The sequence below is a fragment of the Mesorhizobium sp. f-mel genome (genome assembly GCF_053850215.1).
In genome coordinates, this window is record NZ_JBSPTO010000022.1 from 18,972 (window position 1) to 36,024 (window position 17,053).

17 protein-coding genes and 1 tRNA gene are annotated in these 17,053 nt (G+C 63.0%); 11 read left to right on the plus strand and 7 right to left on the minus strand.

Features of this window, described 5'->3' with window-relative positions; translation table 11 throughout:
* Nucleotides 1–21 precede the first annotated feature (21 nt).
* The 7 genes from ACWUKX_RS22770 to glpK all read left to right on the plus strand — a co-directional run bounded on the left by ACWUKX_RS22770 (nucleotide 22) and on the right by glpK (nucleotide 7,658).
* Entirely contained in the window at nucleotides 22–1,104 is a 1,083-nt protein-coding gene (locus ACWUKX_RS22770) for an ABC transporter ATP-binding protein (RefSeq protein WP_456009109.1), read from the plus strand.
* A gap of 13 nt (nucleotides 1,105–1,117) precedes the next feature.
* Nucleotides 1,118–2,188, plus strand: coding sequence for an ABC transporter ATP-binding protein (locus tag ACWUKX_RS22775; RefSeq protein WP_456009110.1), 1,071 nt, complete (start codon nucleotides 1,118–1,120; stop codon nucleotides 2,186–2,188).
* Between the two features lie 2 nt (nucleotides 2,189–2,190).
* Nucleotides 2,191–3,057 (plus strand): carbohydrate ABC transporter permease, encoded by an 867-nt coding sequence (locus ACWUKX_RS22780; protein WP_287339069.1) that lies wholly within the window; start codon nucleotides 2,191–2,193, stop codon nucleotides 3,055–3,057.
* 43 nt (nucleotides 3,058–3,100) lie between these two features.
* Nucleotides 3,101–3,979: a carbohydrate ABC transporter permease gene (locus ACWUKX_RS22785; RefSeq protein ID WP_456009187.1), complete on the plus strand. Its 879-nt coding sequence runs from the start codon at nucleotides 3,101–3,103 to the stop codon at nucleotides 3,977–3,979.
* 2 nt (nucleotides 3,980–3,981) lie between these two features.
* Entirely contained in the window at nucleotides 3,982–4,263 is a 282-nt protein-coding gene (locus tag ACWUKX_RS22790; protein ID WP_456009111.1) for a DUF2160 domain-containing protein, read from the plus strand.
* A gap of 77 nt (nucleotides 4,264–4,340) precedes the next feature.
* Nucleotides 4,341–6,062, plus strand: coding sequence for an ABC transporter substrate-binding protein (locus ACWUKX_RS22795; RefSeq protein WP_456009113.1), 1,722 nt, complete (start codon nucleotides 4,341–4,343; stop codon nucleotides 6,060–6,062).
* A gap of 102 nt (nucleotides 6,063–6,164) precedes the next feature.
* Entirely contained in the window at nucleotides 6,165–7,658 is a 1,494-nt protein-coding gene (gene glpK, locus ACWUKX_RS22800; RefSeq protein ID WP_456009115.1) for a glycerol kinase GlpK, read from the plus strand.
* Between the two features lie 75 nt (nucleotides 7,659–7,733).
* On the opposite strand, the gene ACWUKX_RS22805 is transcribed toward glpK, so the two are convergent.
* Nucleotides 7,734–8,240, minus strand: coding sequence for a BA14K family protein (locus tag ACWUKX_RS22805; protein WP_456009116.1), 507 nt, complete (start codon nucleotides 8,238–8,240; stop codon nucleotides 7,734–7,736).
* Nucleotides 8,241–8,502: 262 nt separating this feature from the next.
* Between ACWUKX_RS22805 and ACWUKX_RS22810 the strand changes: the two genes are divergently transcribed.
* Nucleotides 8,503–8,578 (plus strand) — tRNA-Lys (locus ACWUKX_RS22810).
* A 142-nt stretch (nucleotides 8,579–8,720) separates the two neighbouring features.
* Here ACWUKX_RS22810 and dprA read toward each other — a convergent pair.
* From dprA to ACWUKX_RS22830, 4 genes are all read right to left on the minus strand, one after another.
* Nucleotides 8,721–9,845, minus strand: a complete 1,125-nt coding sequence (dprA, locus tag ACWUKX_RS22815; protein WP_456009117.1) for a DNA-processing protein DprA — start codon at nucleotides 9,843–9,845, stop codon at nucleotides 8,721–8,723.
* A complete protein-coding gene (gene plsY / locus ACWUKX_RS22820; protein WP_456009118.1) occupies nucleotides 9,842–10,429 on the minus strand; it encodes a glycerol-3-phosphate 1-O-acyltransferase PlsY in 588 nt (195 codons plus the stop codon). Before plsY ends, dprA begins: the two co-directional genes overlap by 4 nt.
* A 120-nt stretch (nucleotides 10,430–10,549) precedes the next feature.
* The gene (locus tag ACWUKX_RS22825; protein ID WP_455847722.1) at nucleotides 10,550–11,836 is read right to left on the minus strand and encodes a dihydroorotase; all 1,287 of its coding nucleotides are present in this window, start codon (nucleotides 11,834–11,836) and stop codon (nucleotides 10,550–10,552) included.
* Nucleotides 11,833–12,795 (minus strand): aspartate carbamoyltransferase catalytic subunit, encoded by a 963-nt coding sequence (locus ACWUKX_RS22830; protein WP_456009119.1) that lies wholly within the window; start codon nucleotides 12,793–12,795, stop codon nucleotides 11,833–11,835. Before ACWUKX_RS22830 ends, ACWUKX_RS22825 begins: the two co-directional genes overlap by 4 nt.
* A gap of 158 nt (nucleotides 12,796–12,953) precedes the next feature.
* Here ACWUKX_RS22830 and ACWUKX_RS22835 point away from each other — a divergent pair, with 158 nt between their 5' ends.
* On the plus strand, nucleotides 12,954–14,582 hold the full coding sequence (locus ACWUKX_RS22835; RefSeq protein WP_456009120.1) for a DNA alkylation response protein: 1,629 nt from the start codon (nucleotides 12,954–12,956) through the stop codon (nucleotides 14,580–14,582).
* Here ACWUKX_RS22835 and ACWUKX_RS22840 read toward each other — a convergent pair.
* A complete protein-coding gene (locus ACWUKX_RS22840; RefSeq protein WP_456009121.1) occupies nucleotides 14,564–15,502 on the minus strand; it encodes an AEC family transporter in 939 nt (312 codons plus the stop codon). The two genes, ACWUKX_RS22835 and ACWUKX_RS22840, sit on opposite strands and share 19 nt — an antisense overlap.
* 167 nt (nucleotides 15,503–15,669) lie before the next feature.
* Between ACWUKX_RS22840 and ACWUKX_RS22845 the strand changes: the two genes are divergently transcribed.
* Entirely contained in the window at nucleotides 15,670–16,248 is a 579-nt protein-coding gene (locus tag ACWUKX_RS22845; RefSeq protein WP_456009122.1) for a hypothetical protein, read from the plus strand.
* Nucleotides 16,248–16,559, plus strand: a complete 312-nt coding sequence (locus ACWUKX_RS22850; protein ID WP_456009124.1) for a DUF6105 family protein — start codon at nucleotides 16,248–16,250, stop codon at nucleotides 16,557–16,559. The genes ACWUKX_RS22845 and ACWUKX_RS22850 overlap by 1 nt, the downstream gene beginning before the upstream one ends.
* Here ACWUKX_RS22850 and ruvX read toward each other — a convergent pair.
* On the minus strand, nucleotides 16,526–17,011 hold the full coding sequence (ruvX, locus tag ACWUKX_RS22855; protein WP_029352820.1) for a Holliday junction resolvase RuvX: 486 nt from the start codon (nucleotides 17,009–17,011) through the stop codon (nucleotides 16,526–16,528). The genes ACWUKX_RS22850 and ruvX overlap by 34 nt on opposite strands.
* Between the last annotated feature and the right edge of the window lie 42 nt (nucleotides 17,012–17,053).

The window sequence follows — 17,053 nt, forward strand, 5'->3', positions numbered from 1 at the left end:
GAAAGCCCGGGAGGAGGCATCATGCTGGAACTGAGAAACGTGACGAAGACGGTCGGGGCGACGGAGCATATACGCGACGTGTCGCTGACGCTTCAGCACGGCTCGCTCAATGTCCTTCTCGGGCCGACGCTTTCCGGCAAGACCAGCCTGATGCGGCTGATGGCCGGCCTTGATGTGCCGACATCCGGCTCGGTCTGGTTCGATGGCAAGGATGTCACCGGCATCCCGGTGCAGAAGCGCAACGTCGCCATGGTCTACCAGCAGTTCATCAATTATCCGGCGATGACCGTCTACGAGAACATCGCCTCGCCGCTGAGGGTGGCCGGAACCGAGCGGGCAAAGATCGACAAGGAGGTGCGCAGTGCGGCAGCCCTTCTCAAGCTGACGCCCTATCTCGACCGCACGCCGCTCAGCCTCTCCGGTGGCCAGCAGCAGCGCACCGCGCTGGCGCGCGCTATCGTCAAGAACGCCAGCCTCGTGCTGCTCGATGAGCCGCTCGCCAACCTCGACTACAAGCTGCGCGAGGAGCTGCGCGCTGAATTGCCGAAAATCTTCGCGGCGACCGGCACCATTTTCGTCTACGCCACTACGGAGCCGCACGAAGCCTTGCTGCTCGGCGGCAACACGGCGACGCTTTCCGAAGGGCGCATCACTCAGTTCGGCCCGACGATCGACGTCTTCCGCAGGCCGAACGACCTCGTCACGGCCAAGACATTCGCCGATCCGCCGCTCAACACGATCGTGCTGAAGAAGAGCGGTTCGAGCTTCCTTCTTGATGGTGGGGTGAACCTCCCGGTGCCGGCTGAACTCGCCGGTATTGCCGATACGAGCTACACGATCGGCTTCCAGCCTCACCATCTCTCTCTTGCTCGGCCGAGCCCGTCGGCGGTTCCGGTGAGAGCCAAGGTGTCGGTCACCGAAATCACCGGTTCTGAAAGCTTTGTGCATCTCGATTTCGCCGACGTCCGCTGGGTGATGCTGGAGCACGGCATCCTGGTGTTCGAACCGGACCAGACCATCGAGGTGTTCATCGACCCGCGGCACATCATGGTGTTCGACGTGAACGGCCGCTCGGCCGCGCCGCCACAGATGCTGGCGGCTTGAGGGAGGAGGGCACATGGCGCGCATCGACTGCAACCACATCCGCCACGCGTACGGGCCGCATCCGAAGTCGGACAAGGACTATGCGCTGAAGGAGGTGCATCACGCCTTCGAGGATGGCGGCGCCTATGCGCTGCTGGGGCCGTCGGGCTGCGGCAAGACCACGCTGCTCAACATCATTTCCGGCCTGTTGTACCCCTCGCATGGCGAGCTTCTGTTCGACGGCAAGGACGTGACCAATCTGTCGACGCAGGAGCGCAACATCGCGCAGGTGTTCCAGTTCCCGGTCATCTACGACACCATGACCGTCTACGATAATCTGGCCTTCCCGCTGCGCAACCGCGGCGTTCCAGAACCCGACGTCGACCGCAAGGTGCGCGAAACGCTGGAAATGACGGGGTTGGCCGATATGGCTAAGAGAAAGGCGAGGGGGCTGACCGCCGACCAGAAGCAGAAGATCTCGCTCGGACGCGGGCTGGTGCGCTCCGATGTCAACGCGATCCTGTTCGACGAACCGCTGACCGTAATCGACCCGCACATGAAGTGGGTGCTGCGCTCGCAGTTGAAGCAGCTGCACAGGCGCTTCGGTTTCACCATGGTCTATGTCACGCACGACCAGACCGAGGCGCTCACCTTCGCCGAAAACGTCGTCGTCATGTATGAGGGCGAAATCGTGCAGATCGGCTCTCCAGCCGAGCTGTTCGAGCGTCCCAAGCACACATTCGTCGGCTATTTCATCGGCTCGCCGGGCATGAACGTCATGCCGGTCGCGGTCGAAGGCAGGAATGCGCGGCTCGGCAGCCAGACAATCCAATTGCCTGGCGCGCCAAAGGCTGGAACCTCAGGCGTGATCGAACTCGGCATCCGCCCCGAATATGTCAGGCTTGGCGCTAGCGGCATGCCGGTTTCAATCCGGAAGGTCGAGGATATCGGCCGCCACAAGGTGGTGCGCGCCAGTTTCGAAGGCCGCGACATAGCGGCGATCGTCGGCGAGGACGAGGACATTCCCGCCGATCCGAAGATCGCTTTCGACCCGGCCGGCATCAACATCTATGCCGATTCCTGGCGCGTCGAGATCGGAGGCTGAGCATGGAAAGGACCTGGAACAACAAGGCTTGGTTCATGGTGCTGCCGGTGCTCTTGCTGGTGGCTTTCTCGGCGATCATCCCGCTGATGACGGTCGTGAATTATTCGGTGCAAGACACTTTCGGCAACAACGTCTTCTTCTGGGCGGGCTCGGAATGGTTCGAAGAAATCCTGCATTCCGACCGTTTTTGGGAAGCGATGGGCCGCAACCTGGTGTTCTCGGCCATCATCCTCATCATCGAGATTCCGCTCGGCATCTTCATTGCGCTCAACATGCCGAAGAAGGGCTGGGGCGTTCCGGTCTGCCTGGTGCTGATGGCGTTGCCGCTGCTCATCCCGTGGAACGTCGTCGGCACGATCTGGCAGGTGTTCGGCCGCGTCGACATCGGTCTACTCGGATATTCGCTGCGGTCGCTCGGCTTCGACTACAACTACGTCAACGACCCGTTCGACGCCTGGGTCACCGTCATCGTCATGGACGTCTGGCACTGGACGAGCCTGGTGGTCCTGCTCTGCTACGCAGGGTTGGTCTCGATCCCCGACGCCTATTACCAGGCGGCGAAGATCGACGGGGCGTCGCGCTGGGCGATCTTCCGCTATATCCAGTTGCCCAAGATGAACCGTGTGCTGCTGATCGCGGTTCTGCTGCGCTTCATGGACAGTTTCATGATCTACACCGAGCCGTTCGTCGTCACCGGCGGCGGGCCCGGCAACACCACCACTTTCTTGTCGATCGACCTGGTGAAGCTGGCCATCGGAGAGTTCAACCTCGGTGAGGCGGCGGCCATGTCAATCGTCTATTTCCTGATTATCATGCTCCTGTCCTGGGTGTTCTACACCGTCATGACAGCCTACGACGCGGAGCGGTGAAATGGCACACCTCGACGAAACCACGGCCAACGAACGAACGCTGATGCGGCAAACCCCCGCTACAGCGGAAGTGCAGACGGCGAACGCCACGCTGGCACGCAAGATGCGGCGGCGGGGTGAGGAGTCACGGTTCTGGTGGCTGGTGCCAACGATCTACATCATCTTCCTGATGTTGCCGATCTACTGGCTGGTCAACATGAGCTTCAAGACCAACCAGGAGATTCTCGGCGCCTTCTCGCTTTGGCCGAGAAACCCGACGCTTGCTAACTACGCGGTCATTTTCAATGATCCGTCCTGGTACAGGGGCTACATCAACTCCATCATCTATGTGGTTATGAACACGGTGATTTCGGTCGCCGTGGCGCTTCCGGCAGCATATGCCTTCTCGCGCTACCGTTTTCTCGGCGACAAGCACCTGTTCTTCTGGCTGCTCACCAACCGCATGGCGCCTCCGGCGGTGTTCGCGCTGCCGTTCTTCCAGCTCTATTCGGCTTTCGGCCTGATCGACACGCACATCGCCGTGGCGCTCGCGCACTGCCTGTTCAACGTGCCGCTTGCGGTCTGGATCCTCGAAGGCTTCATGTCGGGCGTGCCAAAGGAAATCGACGAGACCGCCTATATCGACGGCTATTCCTTCCCGCGCTTCTTCCTCAGGATATTCATGCCGCTGATCGCGAGCGGTGTAGGGGTGGCCTGCTTCTTCTGCTTCATGTTCTCATGGGTGGAACTGCTGATCGCGCGGACGCTGACCACGACCGCCGCAAAACCGATCGCGGCGATCATGACGCGTACGGTTTCGGCCTCGGGCCTCGACTGGGGCGTACTGGCCGCAGCCGGCGTGCTCACCATCATACCGGGCGCGCTCGTCATCTGGTTCGTGCGCAACTACATCGCCAAGGGCTTTGCCCTGGGGAGGGTGTGATTATGAGCTTCTCCTGGATGGCCTGGACCTGGCCGACCGCCGCCTTCTTCGGCACCATCTTCCTGCTGCTCTGCGGCATGGCGGTCTGGGAATATGCCTCGCCGGGCGGCAATCCGCGCATCGGCCTTTTACGCTTTGAGACAACGCGCGGCGATCGTCTCTTCCTATCGCTGCTTGGCAGCGCCTTTATCCATCTCGCTTGGCTGGGTCTTGTCGGACCCAACCTGTGGTGGGCTCTCGCTCTCTCCGTGGTCTACGCCATCGGCGTGTTCCGATACGTATAGAGGGGGAAACTGCTGGAGCGGCCGCGTGCCGGCGGCTGCTCCACATAGCACTTAGAACTGAACAGTGGAGGAAACACATGCGAAGGCAATTTCTGACGTCAACGACCGCCCTGGTCCTGCTCCTCGGAGTGGGTCAGGCCTATGCCGGAATGGACGAAGCCAAGGCGTTTCTCGACGCCGAGATCAAGGACCAGTCGACGCTCGACCGCGCCGGCCAGGAAGCAGAGATGCAGTGGTTCATCGATGCCGCGAAACCTTTCGTCGGCATGGACATCAAGGTGGTTTCGGAAACCATCACCACCCACGAATACGAGTCCAAGACACTGGCCAAGGCGTTTACCGACATCACCGGCATCAAGATCACCCATGATCTGATCGGTGAAGGCGACGTCGTCGAAAAGCTGCAGACGCAGATGCAGTCGGGCGAAAACATCTACGACGCGTATATCAATGACTCCGACCTGATCGGCACGCACTGGCGTTACCAGCAGGCGCGCAGCCTGACAGATTGGATGGCCAATGAAGGCAAGGATGTCACCAACCCGAACATCGACATTGACGATTTCATCGGTAAGTCGTTCACCACGGCGCCGGACGGCAAGCTCTACCAGCTTCCCGACCAGCAGTTCGCCAACCTCTACTGGTTCCGTTACGACTGGTTCAATGACGAGAAGAACAAGGCCGATTTCAAGGCGAAGTACGGCTACGATCTCGGCGTTCCCGTCAACTGGTCGGCCTATGAGGACATCGCCGCCTTCTTCACCGGCCGCGAGATCGACGGCAAGAAGGTCTATGGCCACATGGACTACGGCAAGAAGGACCCGTCGCTCGGCTGGCGCTTCACCGACGCCTGGCTGTCGATGGCAGGCAATGGCGATAAGGGTATTCCGAACGGGCGTCCGGTCGATGAGTGGGGCATCAAGGTCAACGAGAAGTCGCAGCCGGTCGGCTCCTGCGTGACGCGCGGCGGCGATACCAACGGGCCGGCCGGCGTCTATTCCATCGAAAAATACCTGGAGTGGCTGAAGGCCTACGCGCCGCCGGAAGCGCAGGGCATGACTTTCTCCGAATCAGGCCCTGTTCCTGCGCAGGGGGCGATCGCCCAGCAGATCTTCTGGTACACCGCCTTCACCGCCGACATGGTCAAGCCCGGTCCGGTGCTGAACGACGACGGCACGCCGAAATGGCGCATGGCACCGAGCCCGCATGGCGTTTATTGGAAGGACGGGATGAAGCTCGGCTATCAGGACGCCGGTTCGTGGACGCTGATGAAGTCGACCCCGGACGACCGCGCCAAGGCCGCCTGGCTTTATGCGCAGTTCGTCACCTCCAAGACCGTGGACGTGAAGAAAAGCCATGTCGGCCTGACCTTCATCCGCGAATCGACGCTCCAGCATCCGAGCTTTACCGAGCGCGCGCCGAAGCTCGGCGGCCTCATCGAGTTCTACCGCTCGCCGGCCCGCGTTCAGTGGACCCCGACCGGTACCAACGTGCCCGACTATCCGAAGCTGGCGCAGCTCTGGTGGCAGGCGATCGGCGATGCTTCGTCGGGCGCCAAAACCGCCCAGGAGGCGATGGACTCGCTCTGTGCCGAGCAGGAAAAGGTGCTTGAGCGCCTCGAGCGCGCCGGCATCCAGGGCGATATCGGACCGAAGCTCGCCGAGGAAAAGACGCTCGAAGAGTGGAACGCCGACGCCGTCGCCAAGGGCGACCTCGCGCCGCAGCTGAAGATCGAGCCGGAGAAGGACAAGCCGCAGACCATCAACTACGACGAACTGGTCAAGAGCTGGAGCAATTAAGCATCGATCCGGGCGTTCGCGCCCGCATCGCTACAATCGGGGGAGGCGGCATCGTGCCGTCTCCCCTGTTTGCGCCAAGGGAGTGGGGCTGAGGGAGTGAGAATGAGTGGCTTTATCCTTGCAATTGACCAGGGAACGACATCGAGCCGGGCGATCTTGTTCGATCCCGAAATGAAGGTCGTAGGCAGCGGGCAGAAAGAATTTACCCAGCATTATCCGGCTTCCGGCTGGGTCGAGCACGATCCGGAGGAAATCTGGTCGAGTGTCGTGGCGACGGTGAAGGCTGCGATGAACAGCGCCGGCCGCGATGCGTCGGATGTCGCGGCGATCGGCATTACCAACCAGCGCGAGACCGTCGTCATCTGGGACAGGGCGACCGGCAAGCCGATCCATAACGCGATTGTCTGGCAAGACCGCCGCACCGCGCCGCTGTGCCAGAAATTGAAGAAGCAGGGGCTGGAGAAGAAGTTCACCAGAAAGACCGGCCTGCTGCTCGATCCCTATTTCTCCGGCACCAAGATCGCCTGGATGCTGGACAAGGTGAAGGGCGCGAGGAAACGCGCCGCCAAGGGCGAATTGCTGGCCGGCACTATCGACAGCTTTCTGATCTGGCGGCTGACCGGCGGCAAGGTTCACGCTACCGATGCCACCAATGCCTCGCGAACGCTGGTCTACAACATCGAAAAGAATGCCTGGGACGACGAGCTTCTGGCCATTCTCGGCATACCGGGAAAAATGCTGCCGCAGGTGAAGGATTGCGCTGACGACTATGGAACCACAGACAAAAGCCTGTTCGGCGCAGAGATAAGAATCCTCGGCGTGGCTGGCGACCAGCATGCGGCGACCATCGGCCAGGCCTGTTTCGAGCCGGGCATGATGAAGTCCACCTATGGCACCGGCTGCTTCGCGCTGCTCAACACCGGCAGCGATCTGGTGCGCTCGAAGAACCGGTTGTTGACGACCATTGCCTACAGGCTGAACGGCAAGACCACTTATGCGCTGGAAGGCTCGATCTTCATCGCTGGTGCGGCCGTGCAATGGCTGCGCGACGGCATCAAGGTGATCGGCAAGGCCGAGCAGAGCGGCGTGCTGGCGGCGAGCGCCGACCCGACTCAAGAGGTGTATCTAGTGCCGGCTTTCGTTGGGCTTGGCGCGCCGCATTGGGACGCCGAGGCGCGCGGCGCCATCTTCGGGCTGACCCGGAATTCGGGCCCGGCCGAATTTGCCCGTGCCGCATTGGAATCCGTGGCCTTCCAGACGCGTGACCTGCTCGACGCGATGCGCAAGGACTGGAAGGGCTCGTCAGCGAAGACCGTTCTCAGGGTCGATGGCGGGATGGTGGCGTCGAACTGGACCTTGCAGCGGCTGGCCGACATCCTCGATGCGCCGGTCGACCGTCCGACCATCCTGGAGACGACGGCGCTTGGCGCGGCATGGCTGGCCGGCTCGAAGGCGGGTGTCTGGCCGAAGACAAGGGAATTCGCCAAGAGCTGGGCGCTCGAACGGCGGTTTCAGCCGGATATGAATGTTTCGGTCCGTTCCGCAAAACTCGCCGGCTGGCGCGACGCCGTGCGCAGGACGCTGAGCACGATTTAGATTCGCGCACCAAAAAGCCTGCGCCGGTGCCGGCGCAGGCTCTTCAACCATCTTCGTTCAACTCTGCCCGGCGTATCAATAGGGCGAGATGCACTGCCGGCGGGGGCCGTAGTAAGGCTGATACGTGTTGTCATACGCCCGGTAGGATCTGTAGCGGCTGTAGCACCACTCCACGTGTGAACCGCCTCGATAGACGGGGCGGTACTGGTTGTTGATGATCGCGCCGGTGATCAGCGCGCCAGTGGCGAAGGCAGCCAGCGGGAACCAGTAGTCGCCGTGACGGCGATAGCCGCGACGCCAACTGCGATAACCGCGATGGCCGCGCCAATACCTGCCGTCGTCACGCGAGAAACTGCGACGAAAATCGCGGCGCGAGAAATCGCGGCGGGAGAAATCGCGGCGTGAAAAATCGCGATCGCCGTCGAAACGCCTCCAACGCCTGTGGTCGACGGTCTGGACATCCGACGAGACGTTCTGACCTAGCGGCACGTAAATGGGCTGGGCGTTGACGGGCACGATTTCCGCTACAGCGAATGACGCTGACAGCGCGGTCGCCAGCAAGCCCGACATGATCCTGTTCATGATCTTCTCCTTGAAAGCGTCGTCCCTTGTAGCGACAAAAACGGGCAGGTTGCGCAATTGTTCCGCGAAAAATAGCAAGCTGCTGATTTGTAACGCGTCTCGGTTTTGTGCGGGACAGCCGCTCCGGCCCTGCCGAAGCGGTTTGCGAGGCGTCACGAGACCGCGAAAAGTCCGGGTGGCGAGGCCTCTTTTTCCGGTTGACCGGTCGAGACACTCTCCCTATGTTCCGCGCAATTTCGAGGGCGGCATTCTGAGCCCGCGGGAGCGCGTAGCTCAGCCGGTAGAGCAACTGACTTTTAATCAGTAGGTCCAGGGTTCGAATCCCTGCGCGCTCACCATTGTTTCATATAAAAAATTCAATTATTTAGGCCGGTCCGATGGAGCGTAGTCAGAAGCTGTGACACGGCAAATAGCCGGATGAGGCGAGCATCGGGGCAGGTTCCCACAAGAATCGTGCGCTGAGACATCCGGAAACCTTGATCAAATCAGCGAGACATTGCCGCCGGCGTGACGCTCCAGCCGGCCGGCGAGGTCGAGTTCCAGTAACACCATGAAAACTTGGGCGGGATGCAGGCCAGTGTGGCGGATGATTTCGTCGACCGCCACCGGCGTTGGGCCGAGCGCTTCGATAACGCGGGCGCGGTCGTCTTCGCCGGGCGGCGGTGTTGCCGAAAAGTCGGGGGGCTCTTCGAGCGGTGGCGTCCTTGGTGCCAGTGCGCCGACCAGCGGCGCAATCGCACCGGTAATGTCCGATGCTTCGGTGACCAGGGTGGCGCCGTCCTTGAGCAAGGCGTTGGTGCCGGCGGCGCGCGGATCGAGCGGCGAGCCGGGGACGGCGAAGACCAGCCGGCCCATCTCGCCGGCAAGCCTGGCGCTGATCAGCGAGCCGGAGCGTTGCGCCGCCTCGATCACGACCAGCCCCAATGCAGCACCCGCGACGAGGCGGTTGCGGCGCGGAAAATCCTGGGCGCGCGGCTGCCATCCGAACGGCATCTCTGAAATGATGGCGCCGCCGCGCTCGGCAATCTCGTTACAGAGTTCGGCATTCTCGGGCGGGTAGGGCAGGTCGAGGCCGCCGGCCAGCACGCCGATCGTGCCGGTCGCAAGGCTGCCCTGATGTGCTGCCGTGTCGATGCCGCGCGCCAGACCGGAGACGATGCCGTAGCCGTCGCGGCCGAGTTCGGCGGCGAGCGTTCGCGCCATCTTGATGCCGGCCAGCGAGGCGTTGCGGGCGCCGACGATGGCGACTGCCGGCAGCCGAAACACCGCGCCTTCGCCTTTGACCGCGAGCAGCGGCGGCGGATGGTCCATGCTTTTCATCAGCGGTGGATAGTCGGCTTCGCCGATGCCGACGAAGCGGGCGCCGGCGCGCCGGGCTGTCTCCACTTCCGCCTCGGCCTCCGCAATCGACGGGATGCGGACGATCTTTCTGGCGCCTCCCGAAATCATCAGCTCGGGCAGCATCTCGAGCGCCGTCTCGGCCGAGCCGAAACGGTTGATCAGGTCGCGAAAGGTGGCCGGGCCGACATTCGGCGTGCGGATCAAACGAAGCCAGCTCAACCGCTGCCGGTCGCTGAGCCGCGGCCCGGCGGCGCGCTGGCTCACTCCCTGGCTCCGATCTTGCCCTCGGTGCCGGCCAGCAGCCGCGTGATGTTGGCGCGGTGTTTTATGATGACGATCAGGCTCATCAGCGCGAACAGCCCGGCAATCTCAGGCGTGCTGAGGCCATAGAGCGCGATAGGCACGACGACTGCTGCCGTCAGTGCCGCCAGCGAGGAATAGCGGAACAAGAAAGCGACGGCCAGCCAGACGACGGCGAAGATCAGTGCCACCTGCCAGGCCAATGCAATCAGCACGCCGAGATAGGTGGCGACCCCCTTGCCGCCCTTGAAACCGAGCCAGACCGGAAAGAGATGGCCGAAAAAGGCGCCGAGGCCGGCCCAGGGCCCGAGCTCCGGTGCAAAGCGACCGGCGATCAGCACGGCCGCCGTGCCTTTCAGCGCGTCGAGCAGCAGCGTGGCGGCGGCCAGGCCCTTGTTGCCGGTGCGCAGCACATTGGTGGCGCCGATATTGCCGGAGCCGATATTGCGGACGTCGCCAAGACCGGCGGCACGGGTGATCAGGAGCCCGAACGGGATTGAGCCGAGCAGATAGCCGAACACTAGCGCCAAGACGATGCCGTAAGCCATTGTTCCCCCAGATATGCCCTAATGCGCGTCGCGTTTGACCGGCCTCAGCGACGCGCTTTAGGTTACTGTTTTATGCATGTCGTTATCGCAAAACCGCTGCACACTTTTGCGCGACATGCATTAGGCTGAAAACACTGTGCGGCCCGCCATCATCGTTTGCAAGACCTTGCCCTGCAGCCGCGCGCCTTCGAAACAGGTGTTTTTCGAGCGCGAACGGATACCGCTTTCGCTGACGATCCATGGCTCGTCGAGATCGACCAGCGCAAGATCGGCGATCGCGCCTGGCTTCAGCGTGCCGCCGGGCAGGCCGAGCAGTCTTGCTGGCGCGGTGGACAAGGTCTCGACCAATCTAAGCAGCGTCACGTCGCCATTGTGATAAAGCCGCAGCGCCGCACCCAGCAGCGTTTCCAGCCCGATGGCGCCGGCCGCGGCGTCGGCGAAAGGCAGGCGCTTGGTGTCGACGTCCTGCGGATCGTGCGAGGAGACTATGATGTCGATGGTGCCGTCCTTGACCGCCTCGATCATCGCCAGCCGGTCTTCCTCGGCGCGCAGCGGCGGCGTCAGCCGGAAGAAGGTGCGGTATTCGCCGACATCGTTCTCGTTGAGCGACAGATTGTGGATCGACACGCCTGATGTGACATTCGCGCCGTCGGCTTTCGCCCGCGTAACCGCGTTTGCCGCCATGGCCGTCGAGATCTTGGCCGCGTGATAGGCGCCGCCGGTCAGCCGCGCCAGCGCAAGGTCACGCTCCAGCGGAATGGACTCGGCCTCGCGCGGAATGCCGGCGAGGCCGAGCCAGCTGGCATAGAGGCCTTCGTTCATGACGCCTGATGAGGCGAGGTCGGCGTCTTGGGTTTCATGCGCGATCACGCCGCCGAAATCGCGCGCATAGGTCAGCGCGCGGCGCATCACCAGTGCGCTTGATATGGTGTGCCGCCCGTCGGTGAAGGCGACCGCGCCGGCTTCGCGCAGCAGGCCGAATTCGGTCATCTCGCGGCCCTCGAGGCCCTTGGTGATCGCCGCCGCCGGAAAGATGTTGACGATGGCCGTATCCTTGGCAGTGCGCAGCACGAATTCGACCAGCGCGACATTGTCGATCACCGGGTCGGTGTCGGGCATCATGACGATGGAAGTGACGCCCCCGGCCGCCGCCGCCAAGCTGGCCGAAGCGATGGTTTCGCGGTGCTCGCCGCCCGGCTCGCCGATGAAGACGCGCGCATCGATCAGGCCCGGGATGATTGCTTTGCCGGCGCAGTCGATGACGGTAGCATCTTGCGGAGCGCCCTGGTTCAAGGCCGACTTGCCGGCAGCGACGATCTTGCGGCCCTCGACAATGACGGTGCCGACCTCGTCAATGCCGCGCGACGGATCGATGATGCGGGCCCGGCTGAAGACCGTTGTGCTCATCGGGCAACTTCGCGGTTGCGGCGGGGGTCGAGCAGCGCTTCCATCACCGCCATGCGCACGGCAACACCCATCTCCACCTGTTCCTGGATGACGCTCTGCGGCCCGTCGGCGATTTCCGAGGCGATCTCGACGCCGCGGTTCATCGGGCCGGGATGCATGACCAGCGCGCCGTCCTTGGCCGCTTTCAGCTTCTCGGCATCCAGCCCGAAATAATGGAAATATTCGCGCACTGAAGGCACGAAGGCGCCTTCCATGCGCTCGCGCTGCAGCCGCAGCATCATCACCACATCCGCGTCCTTGAGCCCTTCGGCCATCGAACGGGTGACGATCACGCCCATTTTCTCGATGCCGGCGGGCAGAAGCGTCGACGGCGCCACGACGCGGACCTGGGCGCCGAGCGCGTTGAGCAGCATGATGTTGGAACGCGCCACGCGCGAATGCAGGATGTCGCCACAGATCGCCACGATCAGCTTCGACAGCGGGCCCCTGGCGCGGCGGATCGTCAGCGCGTCGAGCAGCGCCTGCGTCGGGTGCTCATGGGCGCCGTCGCCGGCATTGATCACCGAGCAGCCGACCTTTTGCGCCAGCAGTGCGGCGGCACCCGCCGACTGGTGGCGGATGATCAATATGTCCGGGCGCATGGCGTTCAGCGTCATCGCCGTGTCGATCAGCGTCTCGCCCTTCTTCACCGAAGAGCTCGCCACCGACATGTTCATGACGTCGGCGCCTAGCCGTTTTCCGGCCAGCTCGAACGACGACTGCGTGCGGGTCGAGGCTTCGTAAAAGAGGTTGATCTGGGTGCGGCCGCGCAGCGTCGTGGTCTTCTTCTCCGACTGCCGCGAGATCGCGACCGCCCGGTCCGCCTTGTCCAGCAAAAGCTCGATGTCGGCGGGGGAAAGATCGCGGATGCCCAGAAGATGGCGGTGAGGATAGAGTGGCAGGGACGAAGCGTCGGTCATCTCAAGGCGCTGCTATAGGGTGGAGGACCTTTGGCTGCAAGCACCAGCTTTGGATTGCGGTCTTTCTCCCCGGTATTTTCGTCGCGCGCGTTGCGCGGCTTGGGCTATAAACCGCTACTGGCTTCGGATTCGTGGCCTTGTGATGATAAGGACAGTGCGTGACCGACGACGTGACGAACCAGCCGCCGCCGCTGGCAGGCGGCAACGCCTGGCGGGGCGATCCGTTGCTGATCCAGCTTGCCGAGCGTTTTTCCGATCCGGTGCGCAAAGATCTCGATGGGCTTGGCCGTTTCGTGCTGACGCAGGAGGCGCAGGAACTGGCTCGCCTGGCCAATGTCGAGACGCCGAAGCTCAGGACCCATGACCGGCAGGGCCGGCGCATCGATCTGGTCGAGTTTCATCCAGCCTATCACGCACTGATGCGCCGGTCGGTGGCAAACGGGCTGCATTCGTCGGTCTGGGAAAATGGCGATGCCGAGATCGGCCGCCGTCATCAGGTGCGCGCCGCGCGTTTCTACTTGACGGCCGAGCTCGAAACCGGGCATCTCTGTCCCATCACCATGACCAGCGCATCGCTGGCAGCGCTGATGGCAAGCCCGAAACTGTTTCGCGAATGGGCGCCGCGGGTGACGACACGCAAATACGACCAGGGCCAAAAGCCGCCGGTCGAAAAGACCGGGCTGACGCTCGGCATGGGCATGACCGAGAAGCAGGGCGGCACCGATGTCCGCGCCAACATCACCAGGGCCGAGCGGGCCGGGAGCAGCTTCTATCGGCTGACCGGCCATAAATGGTTCATGTCAGCGCCGATGTCGGATGCGTTCCTAGTGCTTGGACAGGCGCCGGAAGGACTTTCGTGCTTTCTCGTTCCCCGCATTCTCGGCGATGGTTCGGGCAACGGCTTCCGCTTCCAGCGGCTGAAGGACAAGCTCGGCAACCGCTCCAACGCCTCGTCCGAAGTGGAGTTCGTCAACGCCATCGGCGAGATGGTCGGCGAGCCCGGGGCGGGCGTGAAAACGATCATGGACATGGTGACGCTGACCCGGCTCGACTGCGCGATCGCCTCTTCGGCGATCATGCGTGCCGGCCTGGCCGAGGCCGTCCACCACACCCGTCACCGCCAGGTGTTTGGAACCAATCTGATCGAGCAGCCGCTGATGCAGCGCGTGCTGGCCGACATGGCGCTCGACGTCGCCGCGGCCACCGCGCTGTCGTTCCGGCTGGCGCGCTCCTTCGACGAAGCGGCCGGCGACCGCGGCGAGGCGGCCTTCGCTCGCGCCATGACGCCGGTCGTAAAGTACTGGGTCTGCAAGATCGCACCACCGCTGCTCTACGAAGCGATGGAGTGCCTCGGCGGCAATGGCTATGTCGAGGAGGCGCCGCTCGCCCGCTACTATCGCGAAGCTCCGGTCAACGCGATCTGGGAGGGATCCGGCAACGTCATGGCGCTCGACGTGCTGCGCGTGCTGGGGCGTGCACCCGGCCTGTTCGAGGAGGTGCTGGCCGGCATCGATCGCGATCTCGGCGCCGGCGGACGCGGCACCGTCGGTGTACTCAAGGCGGCAATGCAGGTCGCGGCAACCGACGAGGGCTCGGCCCGCCTGCTCACCGAGCAACTGGCGCTGTCGGCGGCTGCGGCGGAGCTTCGCAGGCTGGGGGCAGGGCGGATCGCCGACGCCTTCGTCGAGACGCGCCTCGCCGGCCAGTGGCGCACCACCTATGGCATGCTCGATTCGCGCCATGACGCGCGCATGATCATCGACACGCTCTATCCGCCGACGAACTGAGCCGCCAACAGCAGTACAACCGGGATGGTCGCGAAGGAAGCAAGCGTCTGCAGCGTCGTAACCGTAGCGTAAAGCTCGGCGTCGCCGCCCATCTGCTTGGCCAGCACATAACCGTTCATGGCGGTCGGCACGGCGCCGCACAGGATGAGAAACAGCAATTCCTCGCCGGTGACGCCAAGCAGGAGCGAAACGGCCAGCAGCAGCGCCGGAAACACCACCAGCTTGACCGCAACCGGGACGAGGATAGCGATCCTGGGCTTGACCAGGCTGTCGAGCCTCAGGCCCGCACCAATGCCGACGAGGCCAAGCCCAAGCGCGGCCTGGCCGATCAGCTGAAGCGTCTTGTTGACTGGCGCAAAAAGTTCGAAGGGCAGCGCGCGCAGCAGAAGACCGCCGGCAGCCGCGATCACCATTGGATTGGTCGCCATGCGGCGGATCAGTGTCGGCCAGTTGGCCGTCCTGTCGGCGAAGCGTGTAACCACGAAAACCGTCACAAGATTGATCGGCAGGATGATGATCGCCATCACCAGCGCGACGACAGCCATGCCGGCGGGCGGAAACAGTTTCTGGGCAATGGCCAGCGCCATGAAACCGTTCCAGCGGATGGACGTTTGGAAAATCGACGAGAATTCGGCCGCTCCGGCAAGACCGGCCTTGCGCAGAAACGGCCACAATGACAGCACGAACACAAACATCAGCGGCACGGTGATCGCCAGCGCCAGCATCATGGCATCCAGCTGCAGACCGGTGAAATCGGCGTTTACGATCGTCACGAGAATCAGTGTCGGATAAAAGAACCAGTAGCCCAACTGGTCGATGCCGTGCCAGCCGGCCGGATCGATCACGTCGACGCGTCGAAGAATATTCCCGCACAGGATAAGCAGGAAGATCGGCAGGATGCTTTCGAACGTGGCCTGCATGGAAGCGTCTCGGAGGGAGACTGTGCCATAGCAGGCATTGCCGGCATGTAAAGCGCCACGACCGGCGCTGTCGTGCTCCTGCGGACGCCCGTTAACCTTAACAAATGGTTTCCATTGCGGTCGCAAGCCGCAAGGCCCACTGTCCTGTTTACGGAAGCAGGAACGCCATGCGGCATATATTGAGCTCCTTTCTGGCCTTGCACTGGGCGGTCGTTTTCGCCCTGCTGGCGTTCCTCTGCATCGACGGGAATCGCGGTGTTGCGGCAGCGCTTGGCGTGCTCGGCGTCGTCGTCCAGAACACCCGCTTCGCCGACCTCGAAAACGCCGTTGTCGTGGCACCGCTTGCTGTAGCGCTGCTGGTCGTAGCAGTGCTGTTCTGCTGGGCCTTTGTCGAGACTCTGTTTAGCGATCCGACAAATCCGGACGCCACCGACAGCGTCGTGCGGGTCGCCTTCATCTCCGCCTCCGGCGTATTGTCGCTGATTGTCGTCGGCGGCGCCGCGCAAGGCATCAGCGGGCTGTTCATGGTTGTCGCGGTGCAACTGGCGGCGCTGCTGGCGTCCTATGTCGCCATGCTCGCAGAGTGGCGGTCGGCCCTTGCCGCAGCGGTTCCGGGCACGGGTGAAATCCGTGCCGCCGCGCATGTGATGGCGAAGGCGGCGGCGCACAACTCGGCGCTCGCGCGCATTTCCGGCCGGCTGGACACGAACTTGAGGCCGGACACGAACTTGAGGGATGGCCGCTGATGCGTACCTTGTTCGCGCTATGGGCGGCGCCGCTCGCCCTGTTCTGGGGCTGGTTTTTCCTGTCGCTCAACGACATCAATTTCGGATATATCATGCTGAGCCGCCAATTGCATGACCTCGTCTTCCAGCTTTATGGGGAGATGCTCGGCATTGATCCGGCGCTCATTCCCGGCATGGTGGCAAAGGCCTGCATCTTCGACAGTCTGCTGCTCATGGCATTTTGGGCGTTCCGCCGCCGCCGGGTGATCGGCGGCTGGATCAGGATAATGCGCGACCGCTATTTCGGCCAGGCATCGACGCCGAGCGCCTGAAGCCGGTCGAGAACGCCCTGCAGAATAAAGGCCGCCGCGGCCGAATCGATCTTGCCGGCGCGTTTGCGGCGCGAAAAATCCATCTCGATCAACGTCCGCTCAGCCGCCACCGTCGACAGTCGCTCGTCCCACAAAACGAAGGGCAGGTCGGTCACACCAGCCATGTTGCGGGCGAAGGCGCGGGATTTCTGGGCGCGCGGGCCTTCCGACCCGTCCATGTTGATCGGCAGGCCGAGCACCACGGCGCCGACGTTCTCTTTCTGCAGCAAGGCGAGCAGCACAGCTGCATCCAGCGAGAATTTCCTGCGCATGATGACCGGACGCGGATGGGCGAAGGCAAAGCCCCTGTCGGAAACCGCCACGCCGATGGTCTTGTCGCCGAGGTCGAGCCCGGCCAGCGTCTTGCCGCCGCTGAGCCGCGCCGGCAACTCTTCGATGGTGATGATGCTCAACGGCCTTCCTTGGACCATACGCCGTGGGACTTTAATTTCACT

Bases quoted from the DNA above. Each gene is read 5' to 3' on its own strand.
- ACWUKX_RS22790 (WP_456009111.1), top strand. From the start codon at position 3,982: ATGAGCTTCTCCTGGATGGCCTGGACCTGGCCGACCGCCGCCTTCTTC.
- ACWUKX_RS22775 (WP_456009110.1), top strand. From the start codon at position 1,118: ATGGCGCGCATCGACTGCAACCACATCCGCCACGCGTACGGGCCGCAT.
- ACWUKX_RS22780 (WP_287339069.1), top strand. From the start codon at position 2,191: ATGGAAAGGACCTGGAACAACAAGGCTTGGTTCATGGTGCTGCCGGTG.
- ACWUKX_RS22825 (WP_455847722.1), bottom strand. From the start codon at position 11,836: ATGAGCACAACGGTCTTCAGCCGGGCCCGCATCATCGATCCGTCGCGC.
- ACWUKX_RS22840 (WP_456009121.1), bottom strand. From the start codon at position 15,502: ATGCAGGCCACGTTCGAAAGCATCCTGCCGATCTTCCTGCTTATCCTG.
- ACWUKX_RS22850 (WP_456009124.1), top strand. From the start codon at position 16,248: ATGCGTACCTTGTTCGCGCTATGGGCGGCGCCGCTCGCCCTGTTCTGG.
- ACWUKX_RS22830 (WP_456009119.1), bottom strand. From the start codon at position 12,795: ATGACCGACGCTTCGTCCCTGCCACTCTATCCTCACCGCCATCTTCTG.
- plsY (WP_456009118.1), bottom strand. From the start codon at position 10,429: ATGGCTTACGGCATCGTCTTGGCGCTAGTGTTCGGCTATCTGCTCGGC.
- ACWUKX_RS22785 (WP_456009187.1), top strand. From the start codon at position 3,101: ATGCGGCAAACCCCCGCTACAGCGGAAGTGCAGACGGCGAACGCCACG.
- ACWUKX_RS22845 (WP_456009122.1), top strand. From the start codon at position 15,670: ATGCGGCATATATTGAGCTCCTTTCTGGCCTTGCACTGGGCGGTCGTT.
- ACWUKX_RS22770 (WP_456009109.1), top strand. From the start codon at position 22: ATGCTGGAACTGAGAAACGTGACGAAGACGGTCGGGGCGACGGAGCAT.
- glpK (WP_456009115.1), top strand. From the start codon at position 6,165: ATGAGTGGCTTTATCCTTGCAATTGACCAGGGAACGACATCGAGCCGG.
- ACWUKX_RS22805 (WP_456009116.1), bottom strand. From the start codon at position 8,240: ATGAACAGGATCATGTCGGGCTTGCTGGCGACCGCGCTGTCAGCGTCA.
- ACWUKX_RS22795 (WP_456009113.1), top strand. From the start codon at position 4,341: ATGCGAAGGCAATTTCTGACGTCAACGACCGCCCTGGTCCTGCTCCTC.